Origin of the sequence: Microcystis sp. M53602_WE12, assembly GCF_030065455.1 — a bacterium.
In the GTDB taxonomy this organism is placed as follows: Bacteria; Cyanobacteriota; Cyanobacteriia; order Cyanobacteriales; family Microcystaceae; genus Microcystis; species Microcystis aeruginosa.
Genome location: NZ_JASJFB010000022.1, coordinates 1 through 14,992 on the forward strand (window position 1 = coordinate 1; position 14,992 = coordinate 14,992).

The 14,992-nt window shown below is 44.0% G+C and carries 13 protein-coding genes; 7 read left to right on the top strand and 6 right to left on the bottom strand.

Features of this window, described 5'->3' with window-relative positions:
• Positions 1 to 108: 108 nt before the first annotated feature.
• Complete coding sequence (locus PX482_RS00660) at positions 109 to 252, top strand: hypothetical protein (protein WP_196219858.1); 144 nt, start codon at positions 109 to 111, stop codon at positions 250 to 252.
• Here the strand turns inward: PX482_RS00660 and PX482_RS00665 are convergent.
• Complete coding sequence (locus tag PX482_RS00665; RefSeq protein WP_002761457.1) at positions 205 to 1,545, bottom strand: AAA-like domain-containing protein; 1,341 nt, start codon at positions 1,543 to 1,545, stop codon at positions 205 to 207. The genes PX482_RS00660 and PX482_RS00665 overlap by 48 nt on opposite strands.
• 908 nt (positions 1,546 to 2,453) lie before the next feature.
• Here PX482_RS00665 and PX482_RS00670 point away from each other — a divergent pair.
• Together PX482_RS00670 and PX482_RS00675 are read left to right on the top strand one after the other, a co-directional pair.
• Entirely contained in the window at positions 2,454 to 3,314 is an 861-nt protein-coding gene (locus PX482_RS00670) for a glycosyltransferase family protein (RefSeq protein ID WP_002761454.1), read from the top strand.
• Positions 3,315 to 3,533: 219 nt separating this feature from the next.
• Complete coding sequence (locus tag PX482_RS00675) at positions 3,534 to 4,709, top strand: polysaccharide pyruvyl transferase family protein (protein WP_002761452.1); 1,176 nt, start codon at positions 3,534 to 3,536, stop codon at positions 4,707 to 4,709.
• 140 nt (positions 4,710 to 4,849) lie between these two features.
• On the opposite strand, the gene PX482_RS00680 is transcribed toward PX482_RS00675, so the two are convergent.
• From PX482_RS00680 to PX482_RS00690, 3 genes are read right to left on the bottom strand one after another with little or no spacing between them, the layout of a single operon-like run.
• Complete coding sequence (locus PX482_RS00680) at positions 4,850 to 5,392, bottom strand: peroxiredoxin (protein ID WP_002761451.1); 543 nt, start codon at positions 5,390 to 5,392, stop codon at positions 4,850 to 4,852.
• 41 nt (positions 5,393 to 5,433) lie between these two features.
• A complete protein-coding gene (locus PX482_RS00685) occupies positions 5,434 to 5,781 on the bottom strand; it encodes a type II toxin-antitoxin system PemK/MazF family toxin (RefSeq protein WP_071825094.1) in 348 nt (115 codons plus the stop codon).
• A gap of 3 nt (positions 5,782 to 5,784) precedes the next feature.
• Positions 5,785 to 6,060 carry a hypothetical protein gene (locus PX482_RS00690; RefSeq protein WP_002761450.1) on the bottom strand — a complete coding sequence of 92 codons (276 nt, stop codon included), beginning with the start codon at positions 6,058 to 6,060 and terminating at the stop codon, positions 5,785 to 5,787.
• Between the two features lie 59 nt (positions 6,061 to 6,119).
• On the opposite strand from PX482_RS00690, the gene aroA reads away from it, so the two are divergent.
• Positions 6,120 to 7,460: a 3-phosphoshikimate 1-carboxyvinyltransferase gene (aroA, locus tag PX482_RS00695; protein WP_288121951.1), complete on the top strand. Its 1,341-nt coding sequence runs from the start codon at positions 6,120 to 6,122 to the stop codon at positions 7,458 to 7,460.
• A 195-nt stretch (positions 7,461 to 7,655) separates the two neighbouring features.
• Positions 7,656 to 9,371, top strand: coding sequence for an ABC transporter ATP-binding protein (locus tag PX482_RS00700; protein WP_002761448.1), 1,716 nt, complete (start codon positions 7,656 to 7,658; stop codon positions 9,369 to 9,371).
• A gap of 409 nt (positions 9,372 to 9,780) precedes the next feature.
• Here PX482_RS00700 and purF read toward each other — a convergent pair whose 3' ends face one another.
• Together purF and purL are read right to left on the bottom strand one after the other, a co-directional pair.
• Positions 9,781 to 11,244: an amidophosphoribosyltransferase gene (purF, locus tag PX482_RS00705; RefSeq protein ID WP_002761447.1), complete on the bottom strand. Its 1,464-nt coding sequence runs from the start codon at positions 11,242 to 11,244 to the stop codon at positions 9,781 to 9,783.
• A gap of 261 nt (positions 11,245 to 11,505) precedes the next feature.
• Positions 11,506 to 13,776, bottom strand: a complete 2,271-nt coding sequence (gene purL / locus PX482_RS00710) for a phosphoribosylformylglycinamidine synthase subunit PurL (protein WP_288121952.1) — start codon at positions 13,774 to 13,776, stop codon at positions 11,506 to 11,508.
• A gap of 147 nt (positions 13,777 to 13,923) precedes the next feature.
• Here purL and PX482_RS00715 point away from each other — a divergent pair, with 147 nt between their 5' ends.
• Both PX482_RS00715 and PX482_RS00720 read left to right on the top strand, forming a co-directional pair.
• Entirely contained in the window at positions 13,924 to 14,427 is a 504-nt protein-coding gene (locus PX482_RS00715) for a DUF29 domain-containing protein (protein WP_002761445.1), read from the top strand.
• A 321-nt stretch (positions 14,428 to 14,748) separates the two neighbouring features.
• On the top strand, positions 14,749 to 14,992 hold a 244-nt coding region (locus PX482_RS00720; RefSeq protein WP_288121954.1), incomplete at its 3' end, for a DUF2887 domain-containing protein.

The following is a 14,992-nucleotide window of genomic DNA, read 5'->3' on the forward strand; positions in this document are numbered from 1 at the left end:
AAAAACCTTGTTGGATAAGGCTTTTAGACTTTTTTGACCTCAAAAAGTGCCGACCATTGGAGTGATTGGGGGGAAAATTCAGGTACTTTTTCCCTGAAAATTAGGTAATTGACCCCCTCAAAATCGGTAAAACCCCACACCCTACACCCTACACCCCACACCCTGCCACCAGGAAAAACTTTTTCAGCAGACCCTAATTATCCACTAGAGATCGCTGCCGGTCTGTTCCTCTCGGAAGTAAAGCTGATATAATTGACAGCTAGGCTGGGCTAGATCGCCTTTTAACTGAATTAAACCCATACTTTCCAGTTTATAGGCAGTAATCGGTTCTAATCGCGCTCCCTTATCGGAAGAATTAACCACTTCCCCCATCCCTGTCAATAATTCCGGCTGTTTTTGCAGACTATCCCAGTGATGACGCAGGTGTGCCGCATAAATTCCCCCTTGGGTAGCAGCATTAGGGAGAATATTTTTTTCCCCGCGCACCCGCGCTTCCAGGGCCAAACGGCTAAGATAGGGATGACCAGCGACTAGAGCGATTAAATCCCCGATAAAACGCTGATTATCGTCATTTTTAGGCAATCCGTAGCTACTAGCCAAGTTTTCCAGTTGTTCGAGGCTAAAACCGGGTAATTTAATCGCGCGACCGACATTAAAGGGAGATTGATTAGCGTCCAATTGAATATAGATTTCCGTGGAATTAGCAATCGCTAACCGCAAATTCTGCCAGATTTCTAAATTATTAGCTTCTTCGTGCCAACAGCGCAAAAGCGGCAAAAAATCCCTAGCGATGTCGGGATACTCGAAAATTCTGTCTAAATTATCTAGGGCCAAAAAAACAGGGCCGTTAATCTGTTCCAAAAGATAGGACTGAAAATAGGTTTGACAACTGATTAAACTGCCAAATAGTTCCTCATCCCAATATTCATCTAATTGAGGCTTTAAACCCAATTCTCGGCTGACATTTGCCGAAAACCAGCGACAAAATCGGTCTAAACTGGCAAACATCGCCTTTTCTGCCACTTGACAATTAATATAAACTGTGCTATGTCCCCAACTATCTGCCTGAGCGAGCAGATGTTTAAGGAGAGAAGTTTTGCCAGTCTTTTCGGGGGATTTAATGCGAATGAGTGACCCCGGACGATTAATTTCTTGATAACAGTCGCTTTCGACGGGAGGGCGGCTAATATAAGTATCTATAACTGATTTTTCTGCTAGTATCGGGGTGGGGTGATTTTTCCATTGAGGATATTTGATATCTTTGAACCATTCTCGGAGGATTTGGAACTTACCCGGCCCTTTACTACCTAATTCGAGTTCGGGACAGCCATTATCTTTATCTTCCGAGAAATAGCTATAGATTTTAGTCATCTGTTTTTTATAGGTTTCATGGCTGGCAGCCTCGGCCATTTCCCAAATTCCCTCATCTGGTTTGCGCCAATTTTCGTAGGCAAAACGAACCAAAAAAATTTCCTTTAATTTGCCTTGAACACCGTATTCTCTAGCTAGATGTTTGAGAAACTCGTCCCATCCCTGTGGTTTCATCCGGTTCTACTTTATTCTACTTATATTCCCTTTTTTTCCATGTTAACCCCTTTTTCCCTCTTGGCAATGGGACTGACATCCGAGAAGAAAGGCCCTATGGTAAAAATAGGTCAATTACCTGATGGTGTCTAAGGGAGTAAAACCATGAAAATCTCGTTAACCTTGTTTGTTGTGGTCTCCTTGCTGTTAGGTTTTCTTCCTCACACTTTAGCGGTTAATAGTCAAGATAACCATTTTGACCGTTCCTCTTCGCCGCTAATTTTACAAAACCGTGACTGTAAGGGTGATAAGGACGATAATTGCAATTAGTCCTGATTATCTCGGTTAAGGTTGTTAGTCTATATCCCCCACCGATGAAAAAATCGTGGTCGGGATTTTTTTTATCTTAATCATCAAAATTAGGGTTAAACCAGGTAAATTAGAGGAAATTGTCAAAGATTGACTTTTATCTTGCTCTCAATAGCTAGGGATTGTCCAGAGGTTAAAATTCGTCTAGGGGTGACTTCTGAATGCCAACAGCCATTTTTATCGGTATAGAAGGGTATAAGCGCATATTTGTGAAGATTTTTGGTATAATCAAAAGCTTGCACAATTTATCCAGCAGAATTGATAGATGCCTCCTGTTTTCCCGAACGACCGCCGAATAATAATCCTAACCCTTGTCTTGTGGAAGTTTTCACTGGGAGTGATCTAGAGACTAGATCAGCTTTCCACTATCATATATACTCTGGGCGGGGCCGACAACAGTTCAAAATGATGTAAACTTTGACTACAGCAACAGCTTGCTCAAAATAACCCCACTCTAGCTTTTTTAGGTAGTAGTTAGTAGTCAACCGACTTGACTAATTAACTTAAGGTGGGAATATTTCGGTTTACGCAGTATAAATAGAACAAGTGTATTTAGTAAAATGATGGTTACTGTAACCCAAGCAACATCCCAATCTAATTCGTTGATTGATTACGTTAAGCAAGTTTTTATCATCGCCTATAAAGAGCCAACAGAGGCACTAGAATCCTGCTTTCGGGAAGAGGGATTTAATTGCGAAGTTCTCAGACAAAAACACCTAGAAGAATATAAGGGTTATTCCAATAGCTACCTTTGTCTTCTTAATCATTGTCAAGCATGGCAACGTATTATTCAGGAAAATAAACCGACTTTAATTATCGAAGCTGATTTTGTTCCTGTGGTGGGCATCAGTCAACTTCCTTTACCATTTAATCCTAGTAAAAAAGATGTGGGTATTGCTTGGCTATATACTTGCGCTCCTCAAGTTTATTATGTATCACCCGAAGGTTTTGCCACTGGATTTTCTACCTCTGCTGTTGCCTATATCGTTACCCCAGAGGCGGCAAAAGTTCTGATAACATTAGAAGAAAAAATCAGGCAAAATCCAGGACCTAAATCCTATTCTTCTTGGGATTCTACGATTGATAATTTGTTAAGAGAACAAAAACTTAAAAATTATCTTCCCTTTCGCTGTTACGGAGAACATGGTGGTTTACCCAATCTGGAACATTACCGCAATAATTTAAGCAAAAGCCATAGAGCCGATGTACTTTATGGTTCCTTAGCTTTTTTGCCAATTTATGCCCAAGGAAAAAACAGTACTTGGCTGGCTTTTTGGTGGGAACGTTTACAAGCAAGAATTAAAGGCATTGGGAGATTACTTGCCGGTAAATATCTGCGTCTGGCTACACTTCGCCGTAATAACTACTCATGCCGTTTTCTCAGTTTCGCTATTTTTAGACATTTAACATGGCGCTTATGAAAAATTATGCCGAAGCAATTGTTAAGATTTGATGAATATTAATGTTGTCGTTGATTTAAAATAATGTTACAATCCATCAACGGTCAAGACCTAGTTAAGTTATCTTCTCATGAACTTGCTGACTATCCGTTTGTCAATCAAGCAAATTTTGGCAGATTTACTAGGTCGAAGTCGATTTTCTTGCAAGCTGTTTTTGTAAAAATAAAGGACATCTAGACTATGCAACATTCTCTCAGAGATAATATCATTTTCTGCCAAGCGAGAGTTCCCCATGGAAATCAGGGAGATTTAGTATTAACTAAAATTCTCGTTTCGGAATTAAGACAGTACGGAAAGCTGATTATTAATGATTTGCAAGTTCCTGAATGGTTCTGTAAGCAGTTAGATATGAAAAATGATGAGAAAGCTAGTTCATATCCAATCGGTTTTAGTCTTTTGATCTGGTTTTATAGCTTAAAATATTTATTTAAGCCTCGGGCTAATGTTTATTTAATTTTGCGTCCTGGCCATTTCTATGGACGAGGATTTAAGTTAGAGCTTAAGATGTTGTTAGCTTCCTTATACTATAATATATTAGCCATATTCAAAGTAAAAATTTGTCGATTTGGTACTTCAATTGAGTCCTTGTCACAACCTCTACAAGTATCTGAGAAATTGCGTTCTATCCCTATGCACTTTTATAGTGTTAGAGATACTTTATCCAAAGATTATGCTCTAAAAATAGGAATAGATAAGGTAAAAATATTCCCTGACTTAGCCTGGCTGTTGCCCAAAAAATATGTCAAGGAAAATTCACAATTTTTGATGCAGGTTCCCAATTCTAATGAGCAACCCATAAAAATAGATCAAAATTATATTGTGTTAAGTTTTAGATCTGGCTTCAAAGAGTTTGATAGTTCTGGCTATAAAACTAATCTTTTGATAGTTTTAGATAAACTGGTTAAAATGATCTGTGGAGATAGCCAAAATAAATTAGTTATTAGTTACCAAGTTGATTCAGATTATAAATTTTCCAAATATCTGTTTGAACGTTATCAAAATGAATACGATGTGATGTTTATAGAACGATATATAGACAGTCGCTCTATGTATGATTTGTATTCTGGAGCATCGATGGTGTTTAGCAATCGTTTGCACGTTTTGATGTTTGCAATGTTTTGTGGTTCTTTGCCGATTGCCATTGTTAATCGAGCTAAAGAAGGAAAAATTAATGGTATCTTTTCTGATGCAGGACTGCAAGAAATTATCTTAGATATTGCCCAGGGAACTAATGAACTAGATAGTTTACCCGAACTACTTAATCGTCAGGCAATAATCAAAGAAAAAATCAGCCTAGCTTGCCAAAAAAACGGTGATATTTGTCGAGAGACTCTAAAAGAAGTCTTTCAAAGCTGATAATCAGTAAGACATTAAGTCCGATTGGTTAATGATGATTATATTACCCAATCTTAACTGCTTGACCAATAACTTTGACTGCTAAATTAGAGATGCCTTTGGAGTAAAAACCCCTCCATCGGCATTCTTGCTTGTCAAAATCAAGAACTCGCCTGTAATTCCTCTAAACGTGCTAAAACTTCGGCACTGTGAATGGCAGGATTTACCCCTAAATAAATCTCTTTTAAAATCCCCTGCGGATCGATAAGATAGGTATGGCGCAGGGAAACATAACCCATCCAAGAACCATAGGCTTTACTAACATCTCCGGTAGTATCTGCCAGTAAGGGAAATTTTAACCCCTCCGAGTCACAAAATTCCGCATGAGAATCGACATCATCGGCACTTACCCCTAAAACTTGCGTATTTTTAGCCATATATTTCGGCAAATCCTGTTGAAAACGCCGCGCTTCTAGGGTACAGCCTGGGGTAAAATCCTTGGGATAAAAATACAAAACTACCCATTTACCCCGATAGTCCGATAGGGAAATATTTCCTTCTCCCTTGTTAGTCGGTAGGCTAAAATCGGGTGCCGGTTGATTTAAAGGGGGTTGGGAACCACCTAAAGCGTTAGCATCGGGAATAAGGGCAAAAAATGCCAGAATTACTACGCTTAAAAAACTCAACAGTTGACGACGAGACATAAATTTAAGTTGTCGGGTGGGTTAGATGAGGCGACTTGCCTCTATGGTTTTGTTTCATCTAAACTTGCGAGGGAAATTCTAACACGAGCCTTGATTCCCTGCCAGTCACGCTCTGATAAATGTCCAATCACAGCTAAATTTGCAGATGGTGGCAAAGTTACGATAAAACAACGAAATATCGAAGCGACCCGTAACCCGGCCGAGATCCAATCCTGAAGCGCATAATCAGTAATTCCTAGAACTTTTGACTGAGTTGTGATCAGTCCAACTATTACATCAGGTCGAAGAGAGTGGTAAGTCTCTGATGACAAAACCACAGCAGGACGGCGCTTAATTCCTGTCACACCGGGAAAATCAACTGTCACCACATCTCCAGTGGAAAACGTCACCAATTAACCCCCCTCCACATCAGAGAAAGTTTTGGCCGCATAGTTTAGGGAAAAATTGACAAGATCGATCTGATCCTCCTCAGTCCAGGTATCACTTTGATCTAGCGATGGTTGTTGTTGTCCGACAAGTTCATTGAGAATGATTGTGGCCAATCGCAAACGTTCCCCAGATGATAAGTGGCAAACCACTTGATTATAAACTTCTTGGGCAGTAGTGGGCATGACAAAAAACTGATGACCGAATGCTTCTAGCTTAATATTCTTTACATAACTTGACAAGGAAAGGACGAGGTAAAGGGGGAAAATAGATCGAGCTTGTCTTCATCTGCCTAAAGATCATGTCTATTGTCACCCTTAACCCCCTTCAATCCCATCAAGATTTAGTCATCGATCCAGCCAAAATCACGGGATTACGGGGAAAAATCACCATCCCAGGCGATAAATCTATATCCCATCGTTCCCTGATGTTAGGAGCGATCGCCGAAGGAGAAACTGTTATTCATGGGTTATTATTGGGCGAAGATCCCCGCAGTACCGCTAGTTGTTTTCGTGCCATGGGTGTGGAAATTTCCCAACTCAACAGCGAGAAAGTGATCGTCAAAGGTAGGGGTTTAGGCAATCTCGAGGAACCCTTAGAAATCCTCGACGCGGGCAATTCCGGCACGACGATCCGCTTAATGTTAGGATTATTGGCTGGTCATCAGGACCGTTTTTTTGTCGTTACCGGTGATGCTTCCCTGCGATCGCGTCCCATGTCCAGGGTGGTGAAACCCCTCAAAGAAATGGGGGCACAAATTTGGGGCAGAAAAGCTAATTCTTTGGCTCCTTTAGCCGTTTCTGGGGAATCTCTGCAACCGATCCACTACTATTCTCCCGTCGCTTCTGCACAGGTGAAATCCTGTCTTCTCCTCGCAGGACTGTTAACGGAGGGGAAAACCACAATCACGGAACCCGCTTTATCTCGCGATCACAGTGAACGGATGCTGCGCGCTTTTGGGGCAAATATTGAGGTGGATGGGGAGACTAATAGCGTCACGGTGACGGGTTATCCCACTTTAACTGGACAAACGGTGATTGTACCGGGGGATATCAGTTCGGCGGCTTTTTGGTTGGTAGCGGGAGCAATCGTGCCTAATTCCGAGTTATTAATCGAAAATGTGGGAATAAACCCGACTAGAACCGGAGTTTTACAGGTTTTACAGGCAATGGGGGCAGATATCACCCTCGAAAATCAACGGGTGGTGACGGGGGAACCGGTGGCGGATCTGCGGGTGAAATCCAGTCCACTACAGGCAACCACGATCGCCGGTGAGATTATACCCCGTCTGATCGATGAAATTCCGATTTTGGCAGTAGCGGCGGTTTTTGCCCAAGGAACGACAATTATCAAGGATGCCGAGGAATTACGGGTGAAGGAAAGCGATCGCCTGACGGTGATGGCCACCCAACTCGATCGCCTAGGGGCAAAAGTAACGGAATTACCCGATGGTTTAGAGATTACCGGCGGTACAGGCCTATTCGGCACGGAAGTGGACAGTTTTACCGATCATCGCATTGCTATGAGTCTAGCGATCGCTGCCCTCAATTGCCGTCAACCCACCACTATCCATCGCGCTGAAGCGGCCGGCATTTCCTACCCCGATTTTGTGACCACCTTACAGCAAATTTGTCAAGAGTAGAAATATTAAGTTTTTCTGCGAACGGGCGAGCGGTAACTGGTAAAATTGCAGGATAAATCATAGAGTAGTAGGCCGCCTGTGTGATAATCGAGTTCATCGATCGAAATAGCGGAAAATAGAAGCGTCCCTCATTCAAATTTCCCTGAAAAATATCTCCCTATCTACCCCACTCCCGTCTTCTCTTCCCCACCGATAATGGAAATCATCGCCCAATTAGAGAAAGTTTCCTATATTTATCCCGAATCCTCCAATCTAGTGCTTAAAAATATCTCTTTAGCAATTCATCGAGGAGAATTTTTAGGTATTATCGGGCCCACAGGTGCGGGGAAAACTACTCTCTGTTTAACTCTTAACGGTATTGTCCCCCAATTCTACGGAGGGCGTTTTTTTGGTTATGCAACGGTAGCCGGTTTAGATACTTTAACCCATCCCGTTAGCACCTTGGCCCGCTATGTGGGGGCAGTATTTGAAGATCCCGAAACGCAACTTTTAGCCACTTCGATAGAAAATGAAATCGCTTTTACCCTAGAAAATTTACGGCTACCGCGAGAGGAAATTAAAGCGCGCATTCCCAAAGTTTTAGCGGCAGTCCGGTTAGAGGGAATGGAAAAAAAATCGCCGGGGGAACTATCGGGAGGACAAAAACAACGATTAGCGATCGCCGCTGCCCTCGCAGTTCAGCCCGCTTTGTTAATTCTCGATGAACCCACCTCCCAACTGGATCCGGTGGGATCCCAGGAAGTTTTCGCCACCATTAAGGAATTAAATCGCCATCTCGGTGTCACTATTGTGATGGTCTCCCACGCGGCCGAGGAAATGGCCGAATATGCCGATCGCCTGGTACTATTAAGGGAAGGTGCGATCGAAGCCATGGGAACCCCAGCAGAGATCTACTCCCAAGTACAACGTTTACAGGAAAATGCCCTGCGTCCTCCGCAAGTGGCCACTACTTTTGCTTTGATCGAGCAGAAAATCGGGGCGGTCGAGTCCATTCCTGTCACCCTCGACCGCGGTTTTGCCCGTTTAAACGAGCTTAAATCCTTTTATCATCATAGAACCCCAACCCCTCCCTTATCGTCGGTTTCTGACCCCTTAAACCCCATACTGAGGGTAAAAAATCTCTGCCATACCTATCCCGATGGTACTACCGCTTTGCGGGATGTGTCCCTCGATATTGCCGAAGGGGAATATCTGCTGATTATCGGTCAAAATGGCGCGGGAAAAAGCACTTTAGTCAAGCATTTTCTCAATCTTCTCTCGGCGACCACCGGTCAAGTTATGATTGACGGACGTTCGATCACTAGCTTTTCTGTTAGTGATTTAGCTCGTTCGATCGGTTATGTAGCCCAAAATCCCGATAATCAGATTTTTAACACCACTGTGGAGAAAGAAGTATCATTTGCCCTGACTAATCTCGGTTATTCTCCAGAAATCGTTATCCAACGCACGGAAGCAAGTCTAGAAGCCATGGGATTGCTAGAATATCGATCCTATCATCCTCTCTCCTTACCGAAAGGCGATCGAGCGCGGGTAGTGATTGCGGCAATTTTAGCCATGGAACCGCGTATAGTTGTGTTTGATGAACCGACCACCGGCCAAGATTACCAAGGAGCTAAGGCAATTTTAGAGGTGAGTCGTCAATTACACCAGATGGGCAAAACCGTGATTGTGATCACCCATCACCTCTATTTAATGCCAGAATACGCCGAAAGAGTAATTATTATGGGTCAAGGAACTATTCTTTTAGATGCCCCAATCCGGCAAGCTTATCATCAAACCGATCTCTTAGCCAAAACCTATCTAACTCCACCCCAAGCAGTTTTATTAGCACAAAAATTAGGACAACTTTCCGGTTATCCCAATTCTCTTTTAACTCCCCAAGAAATTGCCGATTGTTTTCAGAGGATTTAGCCGTGAGGTTATTTAGGGTTTGCGGCAAAAAGTTATTCGTGGGGACAGGGTGTGGGGTGTGGGGTGTGGGGTGTAGGGTTTTACCGATTTTCACCTGGTCAATTACCTAGGGTCTGCTGAAAAAGTTTGTTGGTGGGGACAGGGTGTGGGGTGTGGGGTGTGGGGTGTAGGATTTTACCGATTTTCACCTGGTCAATTACCTAGGGTCTGCTGAAAAAGTTTGTTGGTGGGGGCAGGGTGTGGGGTGTGGGGTGTAGGGTTTTACCGATTTTCACCTGGTCAATTACCTAATTTTCAGGGAAAAAGTCCCTGAATTTTCCCCCCGATCACTCCCATCTCTGGTACTTTTTGATTGATAAAAAGTCTAAAAGTCTTACCCAGCAAGGTTTTTATATTTATTCAGCAACCCCTATTTAACTTTTTCTAAGATCAACTTCGATCGCTTAACATTATCGGGTACAGGAATCGGATAATCACCATTAAAACAGGCAGTACAGAAGGTTTTCGGGTCTTCCTTCGTTGCTATTAACATTGCATCGTGACTAAGATAAGCTAAACTATCCACCCCGATTTGTGCCTGAATTTGCGCCACCGATTTAGTTGCCGCAATTAATTGCTCTTGGTTGTCCGTATCAATGCCATAAAAACAAGGATGAGTCACCGGAGGAGAAGATATTCTCATGTGAACTTCTCTTGCTCCGGCATCGCGTAAAGCTTTAACTAATTTCCGGCTAGTGGTTCCCCGCACGATCGAATCATCAACAATAATAACTCTTTTTCCCTGTAAAACATCCTTTAAAGGATTCAATTTCATCTTAATCCCCGACTCTCTCATGTGTTGGGTTGGTTGAATAAAAGTCCGTCCCACATAACGATTTTTAATCAATCCTTCCGCGTAGGGAATATCAGAAATGCGCGAAAATCCGATCGCAGCCGGAATACCCGAATCGGGAACTCCCATCACCATATCTGCTTCTACTGGCGACTCTTTGGCTAATTGTTCCCCCAAACGTACCCGATAAGTATATAAAGATTCCTCGTGGACAATGCTATCGGGACGGGCAAAATAAATCATCTCGAAAACGCATAATTTTTTCTCCGGTTTCATGGCCCAATCCACCGAAGATAAGCCATCTTCACTAATCCAAACTAATTCCCCCGGCTGCACATCCCGCAGATAATCGGCCCCGATAATATCTAATCCGCAGGTTTCCGAAGCTAAAACATAACGGGGGGGATTGCCTTCTTCTTGCAAAACCCCAATTACTAAGGGTCTGACACCATTGGGATCCCGCGCCCCGATAATTCCCGTCGGTGTGCCGATAACAAGGCTGTAAGCCCCGCTACAATAGCTAAAGGCATCGATCGCCGCTTGTATCCAATCCTTGCCACTATCCACTTCCTGGCCGATAGCGACGGCGATCATTTCCGAGTCGGTGGTGGTGACGAGATCACAACCGCGCTTTTCCAATACATTTCTTAACTCAAAAGTATTGACTAAATTGCCATTATGTGCTAGGGAAAGTTTACCTAAACGGGTTTCGATCACAGCAGGTTGGGCATTGGCCCGACGGCTAGAACCGGTGGTAGAGTAACGAGTATGACCGACGGCGTGAGTACCGGGCAAGGTTTTAAGGACAGTTTCGCTAAAAACTTGGGAAACTAAGCCCATTTCTTTGTAACAATGCACCGTTTCCCCGTCGTAGGTGGCAATACCTGCCGATTCCTGTCCTCGGTGTTGCAGGGCATAGAGTCCAAAATAGGTCAGTTTTGCTACTTCTTCCTCGGGGGCATAGAGTCCAAAAACTCCACAGGCTTCTTCAGGCTTATCGACGCGGTTCAGGGATAGGGATGAGTCGGGATGGCTAGACATGGGATGGTGGGGGCTTGGGGCTACTTTTGAGACAAAATCTTAACTTATCTTAATCTCTTTTTAACACCTTATTTATCGGGATTTGAGGGGTGGGGAACAGTTATCAGTTATCCGGGTTAAGTTTCCGACTCCTGACTAGAAAGAGGGTGTAGGGTGTGGGGTGTAGGGAAGGAAACCTCTTTCATCTCTGGTGGTGAAAATTTTTTCATCGGGACTGACTCCTGTCTCCTGTCTCCTGTCTCCTGTCTCCTGACTCCTTCCCTAAAGCCTTCTTTCGATCGCTTTTGACCAAACTTGCTGTATAGTTTCTAGACTAACATCGATCGCCGGTTGTTTATTCCAGTCAAAAATCCGAAGATTCTCGCTTTTTTCGCTAACTTTGCCGGTTATTTGCCAATAGTCTCCTAATTGTGTCTTTAGGTATTCTTCCCAATCTTGCCGATTTTCGGAGGAAACGGAGACAATAATGCAACTAGCTAATTCTCCGAATAACACCGCGTCAAAACGGCCTTGATTTTGCCAAGAAAGGTCAATTTCCGCCCCTAATTGGCCACTAATACAGCATTCTGCCAGAGCAGTGCCTAAACCTCCCTCGGCGCAATCGTGGGCAGATTTCACCCAACCGGCGCGGATTCCTCGACGACAGGCCGCTTGTACCTTTCTTTCTAATTCAAAATCAATTACCGGCGGTTTTCCCGTCACCAAACCGTGAATAACGGCTAAATATTCGGAAGCGCCGATAGTTGGCAAAGAGAAACCCAAAAGATAGATTAAATCCCCCGCTTTTTGCCAACCTTGGCCGCAAATTTGCCCTATATCCGGCACTAATCCCACCATACCAATCACGGGAGTCGGATAAATAGACTGGGGGCTGCCAGCTGCGTCAACGGTTTCGTTGTACAAAGAGACATTACCCCCAGTCACTGGTGTATTCATTTCCCGACAAGCTTCGGCAATACCCTGACAAGCAGTGGCTAATTGCCAATAACCGATTGAATTCTCTGGACTTCCGAAATTGAGATTATCCGTGACAGCAATGGGGTCAGCACCAACACAGCTAAGGTTTCTGGCCGCTTCCGCCACGGCCAACTTAGCTCCGTTATAGGGATCAAGATAAACGTATCGCGGATTACAATCTGTAGTCGCCGCTACACCTCGCCGAGAATTTGCGGGATTAGCACCCAGAGGACGCACGCGAATCACGGCCGCATCGGCTCCTCCGGGAAGAATAACGGTGTTATTCTGGACTTGATGGTCATATTGACGATAAACCCAGCGTTTTGAGGCAATCGAGGGACTATCAAGCAGTTTTAATAAAATCTCGTTATAGGATTCGGGAATAGGAATCGTGCTATCTTGCCATAATTGAGCTTTTTGGGCGTATTCTGGCGGTTCTGCCAGTAATTCCCGATGATAAATCGGAGTATTATCCGCTAGGGCCGTGGCAGGAATTTCGGCGGCAATTTCCCCTTTAAATAATATACGGACGATCGGTTCTGCAATTACCTGGCCGGCGACCACAGCCTGAAGTCCCCAACGATGGAAAATCTCGATTAATTCGCCTTCTCGTCCCGATGCTGCCACAAATAACATTCTTTCTTGGGATTCCGACAGCAGATATTCGTAGGGAACCATCCCGGTTTCCCGGACGGGGATTTTATCGAGGTCTAATTCAATTCCCACCCCTCCCTTGGCCGCCATCTCGGAAGTAGAACAGGTGATCCCAGCGGCCCCCATATCCTGGGCCGCCACCACCGCGCCGGTCTTAAATGCCTCTAAACAAGCTTCTATCAGGGATTTTTCCAGAAAAGGGTCGCCCACTTGCACCGCGGGCCGGTCATCCATAGATTTATCGGTTAATTCGGCGCTGGCAAAACTCGCCCCTCCCATACCGTCGCGGCCGGTGGTAGAACCAACGTATAAAACTGGGTTTCCTAGACCTTTTGCCCCAGATTTGACGATTTCCTCGGTTTCCATTAGCCCTAAAGCCATGGCATTAACGAGGGGATTGCCATTGTAGGCATTATCAAAGTATATCTCACCGCCCACCGTGGCAACGCCGACACTATTGCCATAATGACTTATTCCCTCCACGACTCCGGCAAAAATGCGACGATTGCGGGCATCTTCCAAGTTACCAAAACGGAGGGAGTTGAGGATAGCAATGGGCCGGGCCCCCATGGTAAAAATATCCCGCAGGATGCCTCCGACTCCGGTAGCGGCACCTTGTACGGGTTCCACCGCAGAAGGATGATTATGGGACTCGATTTTAAAGGCTAATCGCAATCCATCGCCTAAATCCACTACTCCGGCATTTTCCCCCGGACCGACGAGAATTTTTTCGCCGGTGGTGGGGAATTGTTTGAGCAGCGGCCGGGAGTTTTTATAACAGCAGTGTTCCGACCACATCACGCCAAACATTCCTAATTCGGCTTTGTTGGGGTGTCTTCCCAGTCTTTTGACTATTTCTTCGTATTCTTCGGGTTTGATGCCTTCTGAGGCAATTTCTGCGGCAGTGAAGGGGGTAGTCATGGGACAATGCGATCGAGGGACAAGATTTATTGTATAACGTCTGTTGAGATCGAGTTATACTGCTTAGTAAAAGACAAAAAAGTTAAAAGGTTTGCGCTAGTAAAGTTAAGCTAAAGACATAGTTTTATCATCAGTTGGAACGAAACTATGGCAGTAGAAACAGCTTTATCAATGAAAGCCTTATACGATCAGGATTTTGTTCTCTGGGCTTCAAAAACCGCCGAACTTTTAAAGCTAAAAAAGTTTGATGAGGTGGACTGGGAAAATCTGATTGAGGAAGTGGAGTGCATGGGGAAAAGTGACAGACGGGCTGTAGAGAGTTTATTAACCCAGCTTATCGAACACCTGTTTAAGTTAGCTTATCACAAATCGGAACGGGAGCGAGAACGAAACGTCTGTCACTGGGTAGGAGAAATCGCCAGTTTCCGAACTCAACTAGGAGAGTGGCTAGAAACTACTACTCTCACCAACCACGCGCGGGATTATTTTCAAAAAGCCTACTCGAACGCTCGAAAAACCCTAATACAAGCGAAAGCAGTCACTCGCGACGCGATTCCTCTAGAGCCTCCTTTCTCCCTCGAACAGGTATTAGATGGGGAATGGTTCCCGATTGATATCGATCATTACTTCGACGATTTTCCTTTTACTTAGACCCATGTTATCCTGATAATATTGGCTTTCAAAACTGAAATATGGATGCCCTGATTCAAGAACTAGAAATCGCCAATTAAACTGCGTCAATGGCAACCGGCAACTGTTGAACAGGTGCGACGTTATCTTGTCGAGATTATCGAATTAGCAGACCAAGATGGGTTAGAACTTCTCCGTTCTAGATTGGTTGAGCAGGAGGTATTGGATATAATTGAGGAACCCGAAACCCGGTGAAGTTTCGTTGAGGTAGCCTTTTAAAATTAAAAAACAAAAAACAAAAAACTTCTGCTAAACTAGAGGCATCTTTTTGAGTTTAATTGCGTGAAAACTGACAGTATTTTCTATCAACTCTTACAAAGATTTCCCGCTTGTTTCTTTGATTTGTTGAACCTTCCCCCCGAAACCGCCAATTCTTATCAATTCTCCTCGGTGGAAGTTAAACAATTGTCCTTTCGTCTCGATGGAGTCTTTTTGCCTGATACCCCCAATCAGCCTATCTATTTCCTAGAAGTACAATTTCAGAAAGATAATAGGTTTTATTCCCGTTTCTTTAGTGAAATCTTCC

Coding starts and splice junctions, on each gene's coding strand:
- PX482_RS00665 (WP_002761457.1), bottom strand. CDS start 1,545: ATGAAACCACAGGGATGGGACGAGTTTCTCAAACATCTAGCTAGAGAA.
- PX482_RS00670 (WP_002761454.1), top strand. CDS start 2,454: ATGATGGTTACTGTAACCCAAGCAACATCCCAATCTAATTCGTTGATT.
- PX482_RS00675 (WP_002761452.1), top strand. CDS start 3,534: ATGCAACATTCTCTCAGAGATAATATCATTTTCTGCCAAGCGAGAGTT.
- PX482_RS00680 (WP_002761451.1), bottom strand. CDS start 5,392: ATGTCTCGTCGTCAACTGTTGAGTTTTTTAAGCGTAGTAATTCTGGCA.
- aroA (WP_288121951.1), top strand. CDS start 6,120: ATGTCTATTGTCACCCTTAACCCCCTTCAATCCCATCAAGATTTAGTC.
- PX482_RS00700 (WP_002761448.1), top strand. CDS start 7,656: ATGGAAATCATCGCCCAATTAGAGAAAGTTTCCTATATTTATCCCGAA.
- purF (WP_002761447.1), bottom strand. CDS start 11,244: ATGTCTAGCCATCCCGACTCATCCCTATCCCTGAACCGCGTCGATAAG.
- purL (WP_288121952.1), bottom strand. CDS start 13,776: ATGACTACCCCCTTCACTGCCGCAGAAATTGCCTCAGAAGGCATCAAA.
- PX482_RS00715 (WP_002761445.1), top strand. CDS start 13,924: ATGGCAGTAGAAACAGCTTTATCAATGAAAGCCTTATACGATCAGGAT.